General features: G+C 70.2%; 13 protein-coding genes and 1 pseudogene. 5 read left to right on the top strand and 9 right to left on the bottom strand.

Going from position 1 to position 16136, the window contains the following annotated elements; genetic code table 11:
- Window positions 1-5 precede the first annotated feature (5 nt).
- From bamA to rpsB, 9 genes are all read right to left on the bottom strand, one after another.
- Complete coding sequence (gene bamA / locus N787_RS06485) at window positions 6-2507, bottom strand: outer membrane protein assembly factor BamA (protein WP_034211865.1); 2502 nt, start codon at window positions 2505-2507, stop codon at window positions 6-8.
- A 49-nt stretch (window positions 2508-2556) separates the two neighbouring features.
- The gene (rseP, locus tag N787_RS06490) at window positions 2557-3891 is read right to left on the bottom strand and encodes an RIP metalloprotease RseP (RefSeq protein WP_034211868.1); all 1335 of its coding nucleotides are present in this window, start codon (window positions 3889-3891) and stop codon (window positions 2557-2559) included.
- Complete coding sequence (locus N787_RS06495) at window positions 3888-5072, bottom strand: 1-deoxy-D-xylulose-5-phosphate reductoisomerase (RefSeq protein ID WP_034211871.1); 1185 nt, start codon at window positions 5070-5072, stop codon at window positions 3888-3890. The genes rseP and N787_RS06495 overlap by 4 nt, the downstream gene beginning before the upstream one ends.
- Window positions 5057-5884 (bottom strand): phosphatidate cytidylyltransferase, encoded by an 828-nt coding sequence (locus N787_RS06500; RefSeq protein ID WP_034211874.1) that lies wholly within the window; start codon window positions 5882-5884, stop codon window positions 5057-5059. Before N787_RS06500 ends, N787_RS06495 begins: the two co-directional genes overlap by 16 nt.
- Window positions 5881-6627, bottom strand: a complete 747-nt coding sequence (gene uppS, locus N787_RS06505; RefSeq protein ID WP_034211876.1) for a polyprenyl diphosphate synthase — start codon at window positions 6625-6627, stop codon at window positions 5881-5883. The genes N787_RS06500 and uppS overlap by 4 nt, the downstream gene beginning before the upstream one ends.
- Window positions 6628-6641: 14 nt before the next feature.
- Window positions 6642-7199, bottom strand: a complete 558-nt coding sequence (gene frr, locus N787_RS06510) for a ribosome recycling factor (RefSeq protein ID WP_034211878.1) — start codon at window positions 7197-7199, stop codon at window positions 6642-6644.
- Window positions 7200-7259: 60 nt separating this feature from the next.
- Complete coding sequence (pyrH, locus tag N787_RS06515; RefSeq protein ID WP_034211880.1) at window positions 7260-7982, bottom strand: UMP kinase; 723 nt, start codon at window positions 7980-7982, stop codon at window positions 7260-7262.
- Between the two features lie 312 nt (window positions 7983-8294).
- A complete protein-coding gene (gene tsf / locus N787_RS06520; protein ID WP_034211881.1) occupies window positions 8295-9170 on the bottom strand; it encodes a translation elongation factor Ts in 876 nt (291 codons plus the stop codon).
- A 102-nt stretch (window positions 9171-9272) separates the two neighbouring features.
- A complete protein-coding gene (gene rpsB / locus N787_RS06525; RefSeq protein ID WP_052575210.1) occupies window positions 9273-10109 on the bottom strand; it encodes a 30S ribosomal protein S2 in 837 nt (278 codons plus the stop codon).
- Between the two features lie 267 nt (window positions 10110-10376).
- Here rpsB and map point away from each other — a divergent pair, with 267 nt between their 5' ends.
- From map to dapE, 5 genes and pseudogenes are all read left to right on the top strand, one after another.
- Window positions 10377-11153, top strand: coding sequence for a type I methionyl aminopeptidase (map, locus tag N787_RS06530; protein WP_034211882.1), 777 nt, complete (start codon window positions 10377-10379; stop codon window positions 11151-11153).
- A 13-nt stretch (window positions 11154-11166) separates the two neighbouring features.
- Window positions 11167-13818: a [protein-PII] uridylyltransferase gene (glnD, locus tag N787_RS06535; protein ID WP_245593980.1), complete on the top strand. Its 2652-nt coding sequence runs from the start codon at window positions 11167-11169 to the stop codon at window positions 13816-13818.
- Window positions 13790-14641, top strand: a pseudogene (dapD, locus tag N787_RS06540) (2,3,4,5-tetrahydropyridine-2,6-dicarboxylate N-succinyltransferase); the annotation flags it as partial. The gene glnD and the pseudogene dapD, both read left to right, overlap by 29 nt.
- Window positions 14638-14997, top strand: a complete 360-nt coding sequence (locus N787_RS06545) for a Spx/MgsR family RNA polymerase-binding regulatory protein (RefSeq protein ID WP_034211884.1) — start codon at window positions 14638-14640, stop codon at window positions 14995-14997. The pseudogene dapD and the gene N787_RS06545, both read left to right, overlap by 4 nt.
- On the top strand, window positions 14994-16124 hold the full coding sequence (gene dapE / locus N787_RS06550) for a succinyl-diaminopimelate desuccinylase (RefSeq protein ID WP_034211885.1): 1131 nt from the start codon (window positions 14994-14996) through the stop codon (window positions 16122-16124). Before N787_RS06545 ends, dapE begins: the two co-directional genes overlap by 4 nt.
- The last annotated feature ends 12 nt before the right edge of the window (window positions 16125-16136 follow it).

Raw genomic sequence — 16136 nt, forward strand, 5'->3', positions numbered from 1 at the left:
CCGCCTTAGAACTGGCCGCCGAAGGTGAACTGCAGGCGCTCGACCTGGTCGGTGCGTTCGCGCTGCAGCGGCAGTGCGTAGCTGATCGAGATCGGGCCCATCGGCGACTGCCACTGCACGGCCAGGCCGGTCGAGATGCGCAGGGTCTTGGCTTCCCACTCGTCGACGCCGTTGTAGATGTTGCCGTAGTCGAGGAAGGCCGACAGTCGCGTGCTGCGGTTGTCGAACAGGGTCGGGAAGAAGAACTCGAAGGTGCCCACGGTCTTGAACGGACCGCCGATCGGCTGGCGGAAGGTGTCGGTGAACCGGTAGAACGGGCCGATGGTGTTGATCTCGAAGCCGCGCACCGAGCTCGGGCCGCCGGCGTAGTAGTTGCTGAAGAACGGCATGCCGCACTGCTGGGTGGCGCCGGTGACGATGTTGCCGAAGTCGTCGTAGACGCGGCAGTTGCGGTCCTTGGTGACGCCGTAGCTGTCGCCGTAGCCGACGTCGAGCGCCGACTTGAGGCCCAGCCAGGGCTTGAGCAGGCGGTAGTTCTCGAATACGTAGGTGAGGCGGTAGTACTCGAGGTCGCTGCCCGGCAGCACGAACTCGGCGCCGATGCGGTGCAGCGTGCCGCGGGTCGGCATCAGGAAGTCGTTGCGGGAGTCGCGCTGCCAGCCGGTCTTCAGGCGCCAGGCGTTGACGTTCCAGCGCCGGTTCGGGCCCAGGGTCAGCGGGTCGGTGGTGGTCGGGTCGGCGTCGTCGTTCTCGATCGGGGTGTTGGGATCGGTGTCGTCGGGCACGTGGAACTGCGGGAAGCGCGCGCGGTCGCCGAGCGCGTCGACCAGGTAGTCGATCAGCAGCGGCGGGGTGGCGAAGTCGTCGGTGCTGATCTGGTTGCGGTCGATGCCGAGCGACATGCTGATGCTGTCGGTCTCGGTCAGCGGGATGCCCAGGATCACTTCGCCGGCGGCCACGGCGTTGTCGAACTGCGCCAGGTTGGCGTCGCGGTTCGAGTAGCTGTAGTCGCTGTAGCTGAGGTTGTAGCCCAGGCTGACGCCGTCGTCGGTGAAGTACGGGTCGGTGAAGCCGAGCGAGAACTGGTTGGAGAAGCTGTTGTTCTGCGCCGACAGGCTGACGCGGTTGCCGGTGCCCAGGAAGTTGTTCTGCACCAGCTGGATGGTGGTCACCAGGCCGAAGTTCTGCTGGTAGCCCAGGCCGAAGGTGAACTGGCCCGAGTTGCGCTCCTTGACGTTGACGACGAGGTCGACCTGGTCCGGCTGGCCCGCGACCTCCGGGGTCTCGATGTCGATTTCCTCGAAGAAGCCCAGGCGCTGCAGGCGGATCTTCGAACGGTCGATCGCGGCCTGCGAGAACCACGCGCCCTCGAACTGGCGCATCTCGCGGCGCATGACCTCGTCGGAGGTGCCGACGTTGCCCTTGAAGGTGATGCGGCGGACCTGCACGCGCGGGCCCGGGTCGACGAAGAAGTTGATGCCGATCGTGCGCTTCTCGCGGTCGATGTCCGGCACCGGGTTCACCTGGGCGAAGGCATAGCCGATGTTGCCCAGGGTGGCGATGACGGCGTCGGTGGTCAGCTCGACCAGGCGGCGCGAGAAGGTGTCGCCCTCCTTGAGGATGACCAGCTTCTCGATGTCCTCGATCGGCAGGATGGTGTCGCCCGAGACCTTGGTGGAGGAGATGGTGTAGACCTCGCCCTCGGCGATGTTCGCGGTGACGAAGATGTTGCGTTTCTCGGGGCTGATCGCGACCTGGGTGGATTCGACGTTGAAGTCGACGTAGCCGCGGTCGAGGTAGAAGTTGGTCAGCTTCTCGAGGTCGCCCGAGAGCTTCTCGCGCGAGTACTGGTCGTCGCGACGGTACCAGGACAGCCAGTTGGTGGTGCCCGATTCCCAGCCCTTGCGGATCTCGTACTCGGGGTAGGCCTCGTTGCCGACGATGTTGATGTCGCTGATGCGCGAGGCCTTGCCCTCGACCACGGTGATCGTGATGTCGACGCGGTTGCGGTCGAGGTTGGCCACCGACGGGGTGATCGAGGCGTTGTACTTGCCGCGGTTGTTGTACTGGCGGATCAGCTCCTGGGTGACGCGGTCCAGGGCCAGCGGGTTGTAGGTCTCGCCCTCGGCCAGGCCGATGTTGCGCAGGCCGGCCAGCAGGTCCTCGGACTTGATGTCCTTGTTGCCGGTCAGGGTGATGGTGTTGATGGCCGGCCGCTCGGTGACCACCACGACCAGGATGTCGCCCTGGCGCTCGAGCCGGACGTCGCTGAAGAAGCCGGTCTGGAACAGGGCGCGGATCGCCTCGGCCGAGCTGCTGCGGTCGAGGGTGTCGCCCTTCTCGACCGGCAGGTAGGTGAACACCGTGCCGGCGGAGATGCGCTGCAGCCCCTCGACGCGGATGTCGGAGACCGTGAAGGCGGGCTGGTTCTGCGCCTGCACCGGCCCGGCGAGGGCGGCGGCGAGCGCGAGGCTCAGGAGGCAGCGGCGAGCAATGGGTCGCGTCATCATCAATCCGTTGGCGGCGGGCGCAAGGGCGCCCGCGAAAGGGGTGGGGTCAGGAACCGAGCCGGAGAATGTCGTTGTAGAAGGCCAGTCCCATGAGGCTGGCCAGCATGGCCAAGCCGATGTACTGGCCCGCCACGAGCGCACGCTCGCCGACCGGGCTGCCCTTGACCAGCTCGATAAGGTAATACAGCAGGTGCCCGCCATCCAAGACCGGGATGGGCAGCAGGTTCATGATGCACAGGCTCAGGGACAGGATCGCGAGGAAGTTCAGGAACCAGGCCGGGCCCAGGCTGGCGCTGCCGTGGGCGACGCGGGCGATGGTGATCGGGCCCGAGATGTTCTGCAGCGAGGCCTTGCCGGTGACCATCCGCCAGAGCATGCCGGCCACGTCCGAGGCCATCTGGCCGGTCTGGGCCAGGGCCGCCGGGACCGCCCGGAGCGGGTTGTAGCGCAGCAGCGCGTCCTGTTCCGGCGCCGCGGCCAGGATGCCGAGGATCCAGGTGGCGGCCTCGCCCTCGCCGACCAGGCGGGGGTCCACCGGCACGGCCACGCGCTGGCCGCCGCGCTCGACCACCAGGTCCAGGGTGCGGCCCGGGGCCGACAGGCGCTGCAGCGCCGGGCCGATCTGGTCGTAGCCGAGCAGGGCTTCGCCCTCGATCGAGACGATGCGGTCGCCGACCTGCAGCCGGCCCTCGGCGGCGCCGCCGGGCTGGATGCCGCCCACCACGGGCGGGAAGCGCAGCATGAAGCCCAGGTCCTCGAACGGCTGTTCCTCGCGCAGGGCCTGGCCCGGGCGGTCCAGCGGCAGCTGGCGGACGGCCTCTCGGCCCTCGGCGGTGCGGACGCGGACCGGGGTGGCCTCGCGGTCCATGATGGCGGTGGACAGGGCGATGCCGGCATCGGTCCAGGTCGGCGTCTCGCGTTCGCCCACGGCCAGCAGGCGGTCGCCCGGCTGGAACCCGGCCTCGGCGGCGATGCCCTCGACCCGCCCGAGCTCGGGCACGGCGTCGGGTTTGCCGATCACGAACATCAGCCAGAGCAGGGCGATGCACAGCAGCAGGTTGGCCACCGGCCCGGCCGCGACGATGGCGATGCGCTGCCAGACCGACTTGGCGTTGAAGCTCTCGTGGCGCTCGTGCGGGGCGACTTCGACCTCGCGCTCGTCGAGCATCTTCACGTAGCCGCCCAGCGGCAGCATGGCCACCACGTACTCGGTGCCGTCCTTGCCGCGCCGGGTCCAGAGCGGCCTGCCGAAGCCGACCGAGAAGCGCAGCACGCGCACGCCGCAGCGGCGCGCCACCCAGTAGTGGCCGAACTCATGGAAGGTGACGAGGATGCCGAGGCTGACGATCAGCCACCAGATCGAGCCGAAGAATTCGGTCATCGCGCGCCCCCGCGGGCGACGAGCCCGCGGGCCAGGCGCCGGGCTTCGGCGTCGGTGGCCATCAGGTCGTCCAGGGAGCCGGCGGGCGATGCGGGCATGGCGTCGAGGCAGGCCTGGATGAGGTCGGGAATGCCTAGGAAACCCAGTTCGCCCTGAAGAAAGGCTGAAACGGCGATTTCGTTGGCCGCGTTCAGCACCGCGGGCGCAGTGCCGCCGGCCTCCAGCGCGCGGAAAGCCAGCGCCAGGCAGGGGAAGGCGGCGAGGTCGGGCGCCTCGAAATCGAAGCGCGCCAGCGCCGCGAGGTCCAGCGGTGCCACGCCCGAATCGATGCGCTCGGGCCAGGCCAGGCCATAGGCAATGGCGGTGCGCATGTCCGGGTTGCCGAGCTGGGCCAGCACCGAGCCGTCCACGTAGTCCACCAGCGAATGGATGACGCTCTGCGGGTGCACCACCACTTCGATGCGGTCGGCCGGCAGGCCGAACAGGTGCCGCGCCTCGATCACCTCCAGGCCCTTGTTCATCAGGGTGGCGGAATCGACCGAGATCTTGCGGCCCATGACCCAGTTCGGGTGCGCGCAGGCCTGGTCGGGCGTGACCGTGGCCAGCGAGTCGCGGCTGCGGCCGCGGAAGGGACCGCCGGAGGCCGTGAGCAGCAGGCGGCGCACGCCGCCGCGGCCACCGTCGGCGGGCAGGCACTGGAAGATGGCGTTGTGCTCGCTGTCCACCGGCAGCAGGGTGGCGCCGCCTTCGGCGACGGCCTGCATCAGCAGGTCGCCGGCCAGCACCACCGATTCCTTGTTGGCCAGCAGCAGGCGCTTGCCGGCGCGGGCCGCGGCCAGGGTGGAGGCGACGCCGGCGGCGCCGACGATGGCGGCCACCACGGTGTCGTTGGCCGGGTCGGCCGCGACCTCGTCCAGCGCCGCCGGCCCTGCCAGCGCGCGCGTGGGCAGGCCCAGCGCGCGCAGGCCCTCGCGCAGCGCGTCGTAGCCGGCCGGGTCGGTGATCACCGCGGCTTCGGGGCGGAACCGCGCGCACAGCGCCAGCAGTTCATCGACCCGGGAATGGGCGCTGAGCGCACCGATCCGGAAGCGCCCGGGGTGCCGCGCGACGACGTCGAGGGTGGAGCCGCCGATCGAACCGGTGGCTCCCAGCAGCGCGATCGTCTTCAGAGGCCCAGCCATGCCTTGCCCACCACGAACACCGGCAGCGCGGCCAGCAGGCTGTCGAGCCGGTCCATCAGGCCGCCGTGGCCGGGGAAGAGCGCGCCGGAGTCCTTCACGCCCGAGTGCCGCTTCATCAGGCTCTCGAACAGGTCGCCGACCACCGAGATCGCCGCCGTCAGCACGGTCAGCAGGACCAGCGCCGGCAGCGAGGACCAGCCCAGGCCCAGCAGCGGCAGCGCCGGCACCGCCAGCAGCGCGCTGGCGGCCAGGCCGCCCCAGACGCCTTCCCAGGTCTTGCCCGGGCTGATCGCCGGCGCCAGCTTGCGCCGGCCCCAGCGCGAGCCGGCGAAGTAGGCGCCGCTGTCCGCGGCCCACACCAGCAGCACCGCGAACAGGGTCCAGCGCGGGCCGAAGTCGCCCTCGGAGTGCAGCCAGCCCAGCGCGCACCAGGCCGGCACCACGCACAGGCTGCCGGCGAGCAGCTTCAGGCCGCGGGCGCGCTGGCTGTCGCCGGTGCCAAAGCCCGGGCGCGCCAGCCACAGGCAGACCAGGCCCCACCAGGCCACGCCGACCAGGCCGACCAGCTTGAGCGTGAACAGGCTCGGCCCGCCGCCCCAGACCAGGGCCGCCATCATCAGCGCGTTCGCGGTCAGGAACAGGATGCGCGGGGTCTTGTCCTCGATGCCGGCGAAGGCGGTCCATTCCCACAGGCCGGCCAGCATCACCGCGGCGACCAGCGCCGCCAGCCAGGGCGTGGGCAGGAACAGCAGCGCCAGGATCGGCAGCGGCGCCAGGATCAGGGCGGTGGTGATGCGCTGGCGGCGGCTCATGCGTTGCTCCCGGCCACCTGGGCACTGGTCAGGCCGAAGCGACGTTCGCGGTCGGCGAAGTCGGCGAGGGCGGCATCCAGCACCGTGCGATCGAGGTCGGGCCAGAGGGTTTCGGTGAACCACAGCTCGGTGTAGGCCAGCTGCCACAGCAGGAAGTTGCTGATGCGCAGGTCGCCGCCGGTGCGGATGAAGAGATCGGGGGCGGGCAGGTCCGCCAGGCCGACGTGGCGGCCGACGAGGGCCTCGTCGATGTGGTCGGGGTCAAGCCGGCCGGCGGCGGCCTCGGCCGCCAGGTGGCGGCAGGCCTGGGCGATGTCCCAGCGGCCGCCGTAGCCGGCGGCGATCGTCAGCACCAGGCGCGGCTGGGCCGGCGCGGCCGCTTCGGCCTGCGCCATCCGGGTGCGGATCGCCTCGGGGAACTGCGCGCGCTCGCCGATGAAGGCGACGCGCACGCCGCGGCGGTGCAGCTCGTCCACCTCGGAGTCGAGCATGCGCAGGAACAGCTTCATCAGCGCGCCCACTTCCTCCTGCGGCCGGTTCCAGTTCTCGCTGGAGAAGGCGAACAGGGTGAGGGCCTCGATGCCGCGGTCCAGGCAGTAGTCGACGCAGACCTGCACGGCCTTGGCCCCGGCGCGGTGGCCGAGGGTGCGCGGGCGCTGGCGACGCTCGGCCCAGCGCCCGTTGCCGTCCATGATGACGGCGAGGTGGCGGGGCAGGCGCGCGGCGGGCGGGGCGGCGGACATTCGGGCGGCGTGGCTCAGACCGCCATCAGTTCCTGTTCCTTGGCCTTCACCACGTCGTCCACGTCCTTGACGTGCTTGTCGGTGAGCTTCTGGATCTCGTCCTCGGCGCGGCGGGCGTCGTCCTCGGTGACCTGCTTTTCCTTCAGCAGTTCCTTGACGTGCTGGATCGCGTCGCGGCGGATGTTGCGGATGGCGACCTTCGAATTCTCGCCCTCGGCATGCACGTGCTTGGAGAGCTCCTTGCGGCGCTCCTCGGTCAGCGGCGGCAGGTTGATGCGGATGGCGGTGCCGGCGGTATTCGGGTTCAGGCCCAGGTCGGAGGACAGGATGGCCTTCTCGACCGCGGCGACCATCCCCTTCTCCCAGGGCGTGATCAGCAGCGAGCGCGCGTCGGCGACCGACACCGTGGCCACCTGCGACAGCGGCATGTCCGAGCCGTAGTAGTTCACCTTCAGGTGGTCGACCAGGGCGGTGGTGGCGCGGCCGGTGCGCAGCTTGGTGAGCTCCTGGCGGAAGCCGTCCACGCTCTTGGCCATGCGGGTGGTGGCGTCTTTCTTGATGTCGTTCAGCATCTGGGGCTCCGCGTCGGATCTGGGCAGTCGGGCATTATAGGCGGGCAGGGGGCCGGTGGTTCAGGCGCAGACCAGGGTGCCCAGGTCCTCGCCCCGGAGGATCCGCATCAGGGCGCCGGGCTGCATCATGTCGTAGATGCGCAGGGGCACCTGGTTGTCGCGGCACAGGGCGAAGGCGGCGGTGTCCATGACCTGCAGGTTGCGGGCGATGACCTCGTCGTAGCTCAGGCGGTCGAACTTCTTCGCGCCCGGGTTCTTCTTCGGGTCGGCGTCGTAGATGCCGTCGACCTTGGTGGCCTTGAGCAGCAGGTCGGCGCCGATCTCGCTGGCGCGCAGGGCCGCGGCCGAGTCGGTGGTGAAGAAGGGGTTGCCGGTGCCGGCCGCGAACAGGGCGATGCGGCCCTTCTCCATGTGCCGGATGGCGCGGCGGCGGATGTAGTCTTCGCAGACCTCGTTGATCTTGATGGCGCTCATCACGCGGGCGAAGCCGCCCTGCTTCTCGAGCGCATCGGCCATGGCCAGCGCGTTGATCACGGTGGCCAGCATGCCCATGTGGTCGCCGGTGACGCGGTCCATGCCGGCGGCGGCCAGGCCGGCGCCGCGGAAGATGTTGCCGCCGCCGATCACCAGGCCCACTTCGGCGCCGGCGCGCTGCACCGCGACGATCTCGGCCGCCAGGTCGCTGATCACCACCGGGTCGATGCCGTAATCCACGTTCCCCATCAGTGCCTCGCCGGACAGCTTGAGCAGGATGCGGCGGTACTTGAGGGGGGCGGTGCTCATGGGTCTCTCCGGGGACAGGCAAACGCGCAGATTCTAGCCGATCCGCTCCCTGTGGGAGGGACTTCAGTCCCGATGCTTTTGTTTTTTGACGCGGATTAACGCGGATAAACGCGGATAGCGCAAAAGCGATCGGGGGAGAAGCAAGAACAGGTGGTCCTGGCCGACGTCCAATCCCAGCTTCTGCTCTATCCGCGTTTATCCGCTTTAATCCGCGTCTGGCTTCGCTTGGCTCCACCGCCGGCCGTGCAAGTGCAGTCCGGGGCGCAAAAAAAAACCCGGCCGGGGCCGGGTTTTTCGTGGAGCGGAGGTCCTTTAGACCGCCATCGCCTTGGCGACCTCGGCGGCGTAGTCCTCGACGACCTTCTCGATGCCTTCGCCGACGGCCAGGCGCTGGAAGCCGATGACTTCGGCGCCGGCGGCCTTCAGGGTGGCCTCGACCGACAGGTCGGTGTTGAGCACGTACGGCTGGCCGTAGAGGGTGACCTCGTTGACGATCTTGGCGACCTTGCCGCCGATGATCTTCTCGAGGATCTCGGCCGGCTTGGCGCGGTCCTTGTCGGACATCTTGGCCAGCTCGATTTCCTTTTCCTTGGCCAGGAAGTCGGCCGGCACGTCGGCCGCCTTGTTGTACGGCGGGTTCATCGCCGCCACGTGCATGGCGATGCCGCGGGCCAGCTCGGCGTCGCCGCCCTTGAGCTCGACCAGCACGCCGATGCGGCCGCCGTGGATGTAGGCGGCGACGTGGTTCGTGGTGTCGACACGGGCCAGGCGGCGCACGTCCACCTTCTCGCCGACCTTGGCGATGACCGCGGCGCGGCCTTCCTCGACCGTCTCGCCCGAGGCGAGCTTGGCCGACTTCAGGGCTTCCGCGTCAGCGGCGCCCGAGGCCAGCGCGGCCTGCGCGACGGCGGCGGTAAAGGCCAGGAAGTTGTCGTCCTTGGCCACGAAGTCGGTCTCGGAGTTGACCTCGACCAGCACGGCCTTGCCGCCGTCCTGCGCGGCCACGATGCGGCCCTCGGCGGCGACGCGGTCGGCCTTCTTGTCGGCCTTGGCCAGGCCCGACTTGCGCAGCCACTCGGCGGCGGCGTCGATGTTGCCGGCGTTCTCGGTGAGCGCCTTCTTGCACTCCATCATGCCGGCGCCGGTGCGCTCGCGCAGGTCCTTGACCAGGGATGCGGTGATTTCCATGGGGTTCTCCAGAATCAGTGGGAGCCGCGGCGACGCGGGGTCGCCTCGGCCGGAACAGGTGCCGCGGCGCACTCTGGCGCCGCGGCATGACGCCGCGGTGACTTACTTGGCGGCGCGGGGCGCGCGCGGGGCGCGCTTGGCGTCGTCGCGCGGCGGACGCGGACCACGCGGGGCGGCCTTCTTGTCCTCCTTGGCGACCGGGTTGCCCTCGGCGTCGAGCTCGACGAACTCGTCGGCGGCGACGTGCGCCTGCGGCGAGGCGGCCTTGCCCTCGAGCACGGCGTCGGCCGCGGCGCGGACGTACAGCTGCACGGCGCGGATGGCGTCGTCGTTGCCCGGGATCGGGTAGTCGACGAGGTTGGGGTCGTAGTTGGTGTCGACCACGGCGATGACCGGGATGCCGAGCTTCTTGGCTTCCTGCACGGCGATGTTCTCGTGGCCGATGTCGATCACGAACAGCGCGTCCGGCAGGCGGTTCATTTCCTTGATGCCGCCCAGCGAGGCTTCCAGCTTGTCGCGCTCGCGGCGCAGGGTCAGCACCTCATGCTTGACCAGCTTCTCGAACGTGCCGTCGGTCTCGGCGGCCTCGAGTTCCTTCAGGCGGGCGACCGACTTCTTCACGGTGGCGAAGTTGGTCAGGGTGCCGCCCAGCCAGCGCATGCTCATGTAGGGCATGTTGCAGCGGATGGCTTCTTCCTTGATGGACTCGCGCGCCGAGCGCTTGGTGCCGACGAACAGCACGGTGCCGCGCTTCTGGGCGATGCCCGAGATGAAGTTCATCGCGTCGGTGAAAAGCGGGAGGGTCTTCTCGAGGTTGATGATGTGGATCTTGCCGCGGGCGCCGAAGATGTACGGGCCCATCTTGGGGTTCCAGTAGCGGGTCTGGTGGCCGAAGTGCACGCCGGCTTCCAGCATCTGGCGCATGGTGACCTGGGACATTGCGAATTTCCTTTCACGACAGGGAGCCGGCCGCACGCTGGCGGCTTCGGAGCTCCGGGGTTGGGCCTCCACCAGGCGGCCGTCTCGAACCTCGGGAAGTCCCGAGGCACCCCGGGACGGGGGATGGCCTGGTGTGTGTATTCACCGGTGACGCCCGGCGTGGGCGGTTCGAGGGCGGGCCGTGCCGTTGGGGGAACGGGCCGTTTCGAGCCGCGGGAGTATAGCCCGCTGGCCTAACCCCCCGCAAGTAATGGATAATCCCGGCCCATGAGGATCACCCTGAAGAGCCCCGAAGACATCGAGCGCATGCGCGTCGCCGGCCGCCTGGCCGCCGAGGTGCTGCAGGTCGTCGCCCCCCACGTGAAGCCGGGGGTGACCACGGCCGAGCTGGACCGGATCTGCCACGACCACATCGTCGACGTCCAGAAGGCCATCCCGGCCAACGTCGGCTACAAGGGCTTCCCGGCCACGGTCTGCACCTCGGTCAACAACGTCATCTGCCACGGCATCCCGAGCGAGTCCAAGGTCCTCAAGGACGGCGACATCATCAACATCGACGTCACCGTCATCAAGGACGGCTGGCACGGCGACACCAGCCGCATGTATTTCGTCGGCGAGCCCAGCATCAAGGCCCGGCGCCTGGTCGAGGTGACCCGCGAGGCCATGTTCCGCGGCATCCGCGTGGTCAAGCCGGGCGCCACCCTGGGCGACATCGGCCATGCCATCCAGAAGTACGCCGAGGGCGAGCGCTTCTCGGTGGTGCGCGAGTACTGCGGCCACGGCATCGGCCAGATCTACCACGAGGATCCGCAGGTGCTGCACTACGGCCAGCCGATGTCCGGCATCGTGCTGCAGAAGGGCATGACCTTCACCATCGAGCCGATGATCAACGAGGGCAGCCGCCACACCAAGCTGCTCGGCGACGGCTGGACCGTGGTCACCCGCGACAAGTCGCTGTCGGCCCAGTGGGAGCACACGGTGGCCGTCACCGACGACGGCGTCGAGATCCTGACCCGCCTGCCCGGCGACGACAACGAGCTGTGACCGGGGCCGGCCGGTGAGCGCCGTCCCCACGCCCGAACCCCCGCTGGCCGCGGCCCTTGCCGCGGCGGCCGATGACGCCGCCTGGCGCGAGGCTGCCAAGGCCGGCCTGGCCGCCCGGCGCGCCGACCTGCGCCGCCGCTTCGAGGCCGGCGAGGCGATCGACCGCCTGGTCGGCCTGTGCTGCGAGGCCAGCGACACCGTGGTCGTCTCGGCCTGGTCCCGCTGCCTGCCGCCCGGCGCGCCGCTGCAGCTGCTGGCCACCGGCGGCTACGGCCGCGCCGAGCTCTATCCCCAGTCCGACATCGACCTGCTGGTGCTCGGCGAGCCCGCCGCGCAGAAGGCGCACGAGGCCGCGATCGGCCGCTTCTTCTCCCTGCTCTGGGACGCCGGGCTGGCCACCAGCCAGGCGGTGCGCTCGCTGGCGCAGTGCGTCGAGGCCGGGCGCGAGGACATCACCGTGCTGACCTCGCTGATGGAGTGCCGCGCGCTGGCCGGCGACGCAGGCGCGCCCGCGACGCTGGCCGCCGCCCTGGCACCGGGCGTGCTGTGGCCGCCGGCCGCGTACTTCGCCGCCAAGCGCGAGGAGCAGCGCGCCCGCCACGCCCGCTTCCACGACACCGCCCACAACCTCGAGCCCAACCTCAAGGAAGGCCCGGGCGGCCTGCGCGACCTGCAGACCGTGACCTGGATGGGCATGCGCCTTTACGGCGTGCCGGGCCTGCGCGCGCTGGTGCCGCTGGGCCTGCTCGGCGAGGACGAATGCGCCAGCCTCGAGCGCGAATGGCGCCAGCTCGCGCGGCTGCGCTTCGGCCTGCACCTGCTGGCCGGGCGGCGCGAGGAGCGCCTGGGCTTCGACCACCAGAAGACGCTGGCGGCGATGCTCGGCCTGAAGGACGAGCACCGCGACAACCTCGCGGTCGAACAGATGATGCAGGCCTTCTTCCGCAGCGCCGCCACGGTGATGCGGATCAACGACCGCCTGCTGCAGCGCTTCGAGGAGCAGCTCTCCGGCGAGGAATCGCCGGTGCCGGTGGCCGAGGGCTACGAGCTGCGCCACGGCTACCTGGCGATGCGCGCGCCGGCGCGGCTGCGCGAGGGCGCGGCGCCGATGTTCGAACTGTTCGCGGCCTGGGACCAGGCGCCGCAGGCCCGCGGCCTGCATTCGGAAACGGCGCGCGCGCTGGGCGAGTCGCTGGCGGCCATCAAGCCCTGCGACGAGCAGCCGCCCGAAGTGCGCCAGCAGTTCATGGCGCTGCTGGAATCGCCCCAGGCCGTCGCCACGCTCACGCGCATGGCCCGGCTGGGCGTGCTGGCACGTTACCTGCCGGCGTTCGGCAGGGTCTCGGGGCGCATGCAGTACGACCTGTTCCATGTCTACACGGTCGACCAGCACACGCTCACCGTGCTGGCGCACATGGACGGCTTCGCGCGCCGCGCCGACGAGCGCTTCGCGATCGCGCACGAGGTGCTGCCGCGCCTGCGCAAGCCGCACCTGCTGCTGCTCGCGGGGCTGTTCCACGACATCGCCAAGGGCCGCGGCGGCGACCATTCCGAACTGGGCGCGGTGGACGCGCGCGAGTTCGCCGCGGTGCACGCGCTGCCCGCCGCCGACGGCGACCTGGTGGCCTGGCTGGTCGAGCAGCACCTGCTGATGTCGGTGACGGCGCAGCGCCAGGACATCTCGGATCCCGAGGTCGTCGCGCGCTTCGCCAACAAGGTCGCCGACCGCGAGCACCTCGACTACCTGTACCTGCTGACCTGCGCCGACATCGCCGGCACCAGCCCCAAGCTCTGGAACGCGTGGAAGGACCGGCTGCTGGCCGACCTGTACTCGGCCACGCGCTTCGCGCTGCGCCGCGGCCTGGAAAACCCGGTGCACGCCAACGAGATCATGGCCGAGACCCGCGCCAAGGCGATGGAGCGGCTGCTGGGCGAAGGCCTGGACGAGGCCACGGTGCAGGCGATCTGGGCGGCGTACCCGGACGTGGGCTTCCTGCGCTACCGGCCCGAGCAGATCGCCTGGCAGACCCGCGGCATCGCCGAATCCGATGCCGGCGACACCGTGGTGCTGGTGCGTCCGCACCTGCAGGCGGGCGGGCTCGAGGTGTTCGTGCGCGCGCTCGACCGCGACGGCCTGTTCGCGGCGCTGGTGGCCACGCTCGACCGCCTCGGCCTGAACGTGCTCGAGGCGCGCGTGCTCAACTCCAGCGACGGCCACGCGCTCGACACCTTCCAGCTGATCGCGCCGCAGGGCATCGCGCCCGAGGCCGACGCGGTGGTGGCGGCGATCAAGGCCGCGCTGCGCGACCCCGCGCGCGTGCGCCCGGTGCGCCGCGCCGCGCCGCGGCAGCTTCGCCACTTCCGGGTGCCGGCGCGCGTCGCCTTCGACACCGTGGCCGACGGCCGCCGCACCCGCATGAGCCTGGTCTGCACCGACCAGCCCGGGCTGCTGGCCGGCGTGGCCCAGGTGCTGCGCCAGCACCGCCTGCGCGTGCACGACGCCCGCATCGCCACCTTCGGCGAGAAGGTCGAGGATTTCTTCCTGCTCACCGACGAGCGCGACCGCGCCGTCGAGGACCAGGCCCTGTTGGACAAGCTGAGCCAGGCCATCGTGGCCTGCGTCGACGGAGAGACGGACCATGGCAAGAAAGAAGCCCGCCCTTGAGCAGCTGCAGGCGATCATCGAGGACGCGTTCGAGCGCCGCGCCACCCTGAGCGCCGCCGAGATCGAGGGCTCCACCCGCCCGGCGGTGGAAGAGGCGATCGCGCTGCTGGAATCCGGCAAGGCCCGCGTCGCGGTGCCGGCCGGCAAAGGCTGGGAAGTGAACCAGTGGCTGAAGAAGGCCGTGCTGCTCTACTTCCGCGTCAACGACATGCAGCTGGTGGAAAGCTACCCGGCGCCGTTCTGGGACAAGGTGCCGCTGCGCTTCGAGGGCTTCGACGAAGGCGACTTCCAGAAGCTGGGCGCGCGCGTGGTGCCGGGCGCGATCGTCCGCGCCGGCGCCCACATCGGCAAGGACGTGGTGCTGATGCCGAGCTTCGTGAACATCGGCGCCCACGTCGGCGCCGGCACCATGGTCGACACCTGGGCCACCGTCGGCAGCTGCGCGCAGATCGGCAAGAACTGCCACCTCTCGGGCGGCGCCGGCATCGGCGGCGTGCTCGAACCGCTGCAGGCCAGCCCGACCATCATCGAGGACGACTGCTTCATCGGCGCCCGCGCCGAAGTGGTCGAGGGCGTGGTGGTGGAGAAGGGCAGCGTGATCGGCATGGGCGTGTTCATCGGCCAGAGCACCCGCATCTACAACCGCGCCACCGGCGAGATCAGCTACGGCCGCGTGCCGGCCGGCAGCGTGGTGGTCTCGGGCTCGCTGCCCTCGGCCGACGGCAAGTACTCGCTTTACTGCGCGGTGATCGTGAAGCAGGTGGACGCCAAGACGCGCGCGAAGACCTCGGTGAACGAGCTGCTGCGGGGCGCGGTGGAATGACCACGGTCTACGGCCTCGACAACTGCGATACCTGCAAGAAGGCGCGCAACTGGCTCAAGCGCTTCGAGCTGGCGCACGAGTTCACCGACTACCGGGCGAACCGCGTGCCGCCGGAGACGCTCAAGGCTTGGGCCGCGCAGCTGGGCGGCTGGGACAAACTGATCAACAAGGCGTCCACCACCTGGCGGCAGCTGCCGGAGGCGCGCAAGTCGCCGGCCTCGGACCCGGAGTGGACGCTGCTTCTCAAGGAACACCCGGCGCTGATCAAGCGCCCGGTGCTGGTGACCGACGACGGCACCGTCAGCGTAGGATTCACCGACAACGGCTGGAAGCTTCGGTTCGGGATCAAGAAATGAGCGACGTGCTGGCCCTCACCCAGGACCTGATCGCGCGGCCGTCGGTCACCCCCGACGACGCCGGCTGCCAGGCGATGATTTCCGAACGGCTGGCGCGCGCGGGCTTCCGCTGCGAGCAGATCGACTTCGGCGCGGTCAAGAACCTCTGGGCCAGCCACGGCGAGGGTGGCGAGGTGCTGTGCTTCCTCGGCCACACCGACGTGGTGCCGCCGGGTCCGCGCGAGGCCTGGGCCAGCGATCCGTTCACGCCGACGGTGCGCGACGGCTACCTGTACGGCCGCGGCGCCGCCGACATGAAGGGCAGCGTGGCTGCCTTCGTGCTGGCGCTCGAGCAGTTCGTGGCCGCGAACCCCGGCCATCCGGGCACGGTGGCGCTGCTGCTCACCTCGGACGAAGAGGGCGACGCCATCGACGGCGTGCGCAAGGTCGCCGAGCATTTCCGCGCCACCGGCCGCCGCATCGACTTCTGCGTCACCGGCGAGCCGTCCTCGAAGGACGTGCTGGGAGACCTGCTGCGCGTCGGCCGCCGCGGCACGCTCTCGGGCACGCTCACGGTGCACGGCATCCAGGGCCACGTGGCCTACCCGGAAAAAGCCCGCAACCCGATCCACCAGGCGATGCCGGCCCTGGCCGAACTCACGGCGCGGCGCTGGGACGAGGGCTACCCGGAGTTCCCCGCGTCGAGCTTCCAGGTCTCGAACATCCACGCCGGCACCGGCGCCAACAACGTGATCCCGGGGCACTGCGAGGTGCTGTTCAACTTCCGCTACAACCCGGGCTGGAGCGCCGGGGACTTGGAGCGGGAAGTGCACGCGGTGCTCGACCGCCACGGCCTGCAGTACGACCTGCGCTGGCACCGCGGCGGCGAACCCTTCCTGACCCGCGAAGGTCGCCTGCGTGCGGCCGTTCGCGCGGTGCTGGTGGAGCAGTGCGGCACGACGCCGGACGAAAACACCGGCGGCGGCACCTCGGATGCCCGCTTCATCGCGCCCCTGGGCGCCGAGGTGGTGGAAGTGGGGCCGGTGAACGCCACCATCCACAAGGTCGACGAGCGCGTCGCCGTGGCCGAGCTCGAGCGCCTCCCCGCGCTTTACCGAGCCATCGCCGAGCGACTGCTGTCCCGCTGACCTCCGCTTACC

The organism is Arenimonas metalli CF5-1 (assembly GCF_000747155.1).
Classification (GTDB): domain Bacteria; phylum Pseudomonadota; class Gammaproteobacteria; order Xanthomonadales; family Xanthomonadaceae; genus Arenimonas; species Arenimonas metalli.

What these genes read in the sequence shown, in the direction of transcription:
- bamA (WP_034211865.1), bottom strand. Translation starts at nt 2,507, where the DNA reads ATGACGCGACCCATTGCTCGCCGCTGCCTCCTGAGCCTCGCGCTCGCC.
- uppS (WP_034211876.1), bottom strand. Translation starts at nt 6,627, where the DNA reads ATGTCCGCCGCCCCGCCCGCCGCGCGCCTGCCCCGCCACCTCGCCGTC.
- N787_RS06500 (WP_034211874.1), bottom strand. Translation starts at nt 5,884, where the DNA reads ATGAGCCGCCGCCAGCGCATCACCACCGCCCTGATCCTGGCGCCGCTG.
- N787_RS06545 (WP_034211884.1), top strand. Translation starts at nt 14,638, where the DNA reads ATGACCACGGTCTACGGCCTCGACAACTGCGATACCTGCAAGAAGGCG.
- tsf (WP_034211881.1), bottom strand. Translation starts at nt 9,170, where the DNA reads ATGGAAATCACCGCATCCCTGGTCAAGGACCTGCGCGAGCGCACCGGC.
- rpsB (WP_052575210.1), bottom strand. Translation starts at nt 10,109, where the DNA reads ATGTCCCAGGTCACCATGCGCCAGATGCTGGAAGCCGGCGTGCACTTC.
- dapE (WP_034211885.1), top strand. Translation starts at nt 14,994, where the DNA reads ATGAGCGACGTGCTGGCCCTCACCCAGGACCTGATCGCGCGGCCGTCG.
- pyrH (WP_034211880.1), bottom strand. Translation starts at nt 7,982, where the DNA reads ATGAGCACCGCCCCCCTCAAGTACCGCCGCATCCTGCTCAAGCTGTCC.
- frr (WP_034211878.1), bottom strand. Translation starts at nt 7,199, where the DNA reads ATGCTGAACGACATCAAGAAAGACGCCACCACCCGCATGGCCAAGAGC.
- rseP (WP_034211868.1), bottom strand. Translation starts at nt 3,891, where the DNA reads ATGACCGAATTCTTCGGCTCGATCTGGTGGCTGATCGTCAGCCTCGGC.
- map (WP_034211882.1), top strand. Translation starts at nt 10,377, where the DNA reads ATGAGGATCACCCTGAAGAGCCCCGAAGACATCGAGCGCATGCGCGTC.
- N787_RS06495 (WP_034211871.1), bottom strand. Translation starts at nt 5,072, where the DNA reads ATGGCTGGGCCTCTGAAGACGATCGCGCTGCTGGGAGCCACCGGTTCG.